The 3,302-nt window shown below is 76.9% G+C and carries 4 protein-coding genes; 3 read left to right on the top strand and 1 reads right to left on the bottom strand.

Annotated elements, in window-relative coordinates; all coding sequences use genetic code 11:
- Positions 1–115 precede the first annotated feature (115 nt).
- Entirely contained in the window at positions 116–532 is a 417-nt protein-coding gene (locus tag AOK18_RS26985; protein ID WP_055696029.1) for a hypothetical protein, read from the top strand.
- A gap of 96 nt (positions 533–628) precedes the next feature.
- Here AOK18_RS26985 and AOK18_RS26980 read toward each other — a convergent pair whose 3' ends face one another.
- On the bottom strand, positions 629–1,831 hold the full coding sequence (locus AOK18_RS26980) for a hypothetical protein (RefSeq protein WP_055696028.1): 1,203 nt from the start codon (positions 1,829–1,831) through the stop codon (positions 629–631).
- A gap of 499 nt (positions 1,832–2,330) precedes the next feature.
- On the opposite strand from AOK18_RS26980, the gene AOK18_RS26975 reads away from it, so the two are divergent.
- Together AOK18_RS26975 and AOK18_RS26970 are read left to right on the top strand one after the other, a co-directional pair.
- Positions 2,331–2,735: a hypothetical protein gene (locus tag AOK18_RS26975; RefSeq protein ID WP_055696027.1), complete on the top strand. Its 405-nt coding sequence runs from the start codon at positions 2,331–2,333 to the stop codon at positions 2,733–2,735.
- The coding region (locus tag AOK18_RS26970; RefSeq protein ID WP_055696026.1) for a hypothetical protein at positions 2,732–3,302 on the top strand (571 nt) is incomplete at its 3' end. The genes AOK18_RS26975 and AOK18_RS26970, both read left to right, overlap by 4 nt.

Genomic DNA, 3,302 nt, shown 5'->3' with positions numbered 1-3,302 from the left:
GGGAGGGGAGGCGGGCCTCCCTCTCCCGTGCCGCGGCGTCCGGGGCGCGGTGGTCCTGCGCGCGAGGCGGCGGATCCGGCGCCCCCGGCGGACGCACGCGCAGCCCGTCCGGTGCATGACCTGGTCGAGCTGGTCCGCCGCGGTGGCCCTCGCCGTGTGCGCGGTGGTCCACTTCCCGCTGCGGGGCGACGGCTTCGCCCTGGTCCCGCACGCCCTCGCGGTCGGTCTGCCGGTGCTCTGCACGGCGCTGGCCCTGCTCCTGGTCGTACGCCCCGGCGTGCTCGTGCTGGCGGCGTCGGTCGCGCTGCCGTCCGCCCTGGCCGGGACCCACGCCTGCGGCGGCCCCTTCCCGTCCGACGTCCTGTCCCGGGCCGTCGGCCTCGCACTGGCTCCGCAGTGGCTCGCCGGCGCGGCGGCCGTCGCCGCCGCGCTCCTGGCGCTGACGGCGCTGGTCGTCCGGGTGGTGTCCCCGTTCCCCGGCAGGCACTGGGCGGTGTGGCCGGTGCCCGGCACACCCCGGGCGCCGGACTGACCGCCGTACGGCCCGGCAGGCGTGCCGCCCCGACGGCGGCCGGTCCTCACCCGTGCGGTCCTCACCTGTCCGGCGCGATCCGCCTGACAGGCCGCCCTACGGACCGGAGGACGTCGACCCCGTGTCGCCGGGGGGCGGGTCCCGGCGCTCCTCACCGGGGGGCGGCGGACGGCGCGCCCCGGGTCCGGACCTCAGGCGTTCGAACGTGCGGGTCAGCCGCCGCACCGGGGACGCGGCAGGCGTGCCGGGCGGCGGGGCCCCGGCGCCCGGGGTCCCGGCGGCCTCCCGGTACGCGGCCAGCGCCTCCCGGGCGCTCTCGGCGGCCTCCCGGTACAGGTCGCGGGAGGTGGTCATGGCCTCCAGCGCCTCGGCGTACAGGGAGACCAGCCGGCGTTCGCGGGCGAGTTCCTCCTCCAGGGTCAGCAGACGCCAGTCCTCCCGCAGCGCGGTCAGCGCCGTCCCGGCCCCGGCCGGCAGCGGACGCGGCAGGGCCGCGAACCGGGTCACCGCGTCGACCAGGCCGGCCGGCCGGGTGCCGTCCAGGAAGACCGCGCGCACCGAGAACTCCCCGGCGTCGTAACCGTCGGGGACCGGGCCACCGGGCAGGACCACCGCACCGCCGCGCGGCACCTCGACGCCGCAGTCGCGCAGCGCCCAGTTCACGACCCGCAGCTGGTGCGGCGCGGCCCGGTGCTCCACCACACGGTGCCGCAAGCCCGGCGGCAGCCAGTGCGCGAGCGGCACCCGACCGCGCTCGTCCGTGGTCATCGCCTCGTGGACGACGACATGGATGTTCCAGCCGTTCCCGCCGGTGTGCCGCGCGCAGTCGCGCATCAGCCGCCGTACGGCCTTGTCCTCCCCGGGGAGCGGACTGATCTCCCCCAGCCGCAGTCCTGTGGCCGCGTCGTGGTTCCACTCCGGGTCCGGCTCGTCCACGGGCCAGAACATGCCCGCGGGGGACGGCCACAGGAGGTCCCACGGCTGCTCCGCCTCGGCGACCAGGACCCAGGGCCGGCCTGCGCGGGTACCGGGCCCGACACTCAGCCGGGCGCGCACGGTCACCTGGCCGGCGACCCGGGCACGGGCCTGGAACACCAGGTCCGGCGCGTCGCGCCGCCGCCCGGGCCCCGCTTCCGGCGGCTCTCCGGGGAGTTCCAGGAAGGAGTCGATGTCCCCCCGGTCCTCCCGCCGGCGCAGGGTGCGCCGGAGTACGTCGTGTGCGGAGGTCCCGGAGTACCGGCCGGCGGTCAGCCAGACGGAGGGCGGGATCACGGGGCGGGTGGTGCGTGAGGCAGGCATGGGTCCAGGGGTGAACGGGGGCACGTGCTTCCCGCCATTGTCGCCGCCGCCGGACGGCGGGACCGCCGCGGGCCGGTCGCGGGACGGCGTTTCCCGCTCCCGCTACCCGTATGGCGGGACCCTCGTGTGCCACGTGTCACTCCCGCGAGGGGCGGCCCCGCGTCATGCGCCCGCGGAGGCACCGCGTACGGGGTGTGCGGAACGCACCCGTGGGGGAGGGACCGTCACCCGTGGGCACGAGGTGTTCGGTCACCGCGGCGGACCCGCGCGGGCAGGGCCGGTCCGCCCTCCGCGCAGGGGAGGGCCCCGCCCGCCCCACCGATCCGGGGACCCCTCCGGAGGTCGTGTCCGACCCCGAAAAGCGCCGACGCTACCAGCGTCGGCGGGCCCGTGTCGCATATTCCAAAGGAAAACACCAAAGCCCACACCTCGATCGAGTACACAGCGTAGCTTCGACGTCACGTTCGCGGTACGGCCGTGCGATGGAGGGGGATCCGGCGTGCCCGGAATCGATGAGAGCCTGCTGGAAGCCATGCGACTGCCCGGTGCGCGAGGAGCGCTGGTGGTCGACTGGATCAGCGGTCTCGCGCTCGGCGCGGTGGGCGAGGCGCCGGGCGACGACCCGGAGGCCACGGCGGCGGAGACCGCCGAACTCGCCCGCCTCGCCATGGAGAGCGGCACCCTCGCACCGGCCGGCGGCGCGGCCTCCGTCCCGTCCGGCGAGGAACCGCCCGTCCAGGACCTGATCCTCACCTCCGCCGACGCGTACCACCTGCTCCGGTTCGTGATCACGGCCTTCGACAGCACCGTCTTCCTGTACCTGTGGCTCGACCGCGGCGAGGGCAACCTGGCCCTGGCCCGCATCCGGCTGGCCGAGATGGCGGACCGGCTGGTGCTCGGATGACCACCGCGGCGGCCACCCACGGATCGGCGCCCGCCGTGCTCGGCAGCCTCGCGGCCGACCGCGCCACCGGAGCCCTCTCCACCGAGTCCGGGGTCTTCTACCTGGCGGCGGGACACGTGGTCCACGTCGAATCCGCGTACAGCCCCGACCTCGGTGACCTGCTCACCCGCAGCGGCGCGCTCCCCGCCGACGGCTGGTGGGAGGCGGTCGAGCAGGCCGGTGCCCGCCACCGCGTCGGCCGCCAGCTCGTGGACAGCGGCCGGCTCACCGCCGGCGCGCTGGAGCTGTGCCACCTGGGCGCGCTCTTCGACGCCGCGTACTTCGCGCTCGCCCAGGACACCGCCGCGCTCCGCTTCAGACCCGAGGCCGCCCACTGGTTCGGCACGGTCCGCCCCGTCCCGGTGGCCGGCGTGCTGCGCGAGTCGTGCCGCCGCCGTGACCTGCTGGACCGCATCTGGCCCGACCCCGCCGTCGACACCGCCCCGCTCACCCGCGTACCCGGTGCCGACCCGGCGGACCTGCCGCCCCGCCGCGGCCGGACCCTCGCCCGGGTCGGCACCGGGTACG

The organism is Streptomyces prasinopilosus (genome assembly GCF_001419695.1).
Classification (GTDB): domain Bacteria; phylum Actinomycetota; class Actinomycetes; order Streptomycetales; family Streptomycetaceae; genus Streptomyces; species Streptomyces prasinopilosus.
This window is presented reverse-complemented; position numbering and strand designations above follow the sequence as displayed.

Coding starts and splice junctions, on each gene's coding strand:
- AOK18_RS26985 (WP_055696029.1), top strand. CDS start 116: ATGACCTGGTCGAGCTGGTCCGCCGCGGTGGCCCTCGCCGTGTGCGCG.
- AOK18_RS26980 (WP_055696028.1), bottom strand. CDS start 1,831: ATGCCTGCCTCACGCACCACCCGCCCCGTGATCCCGCCCTCCGTCTGG.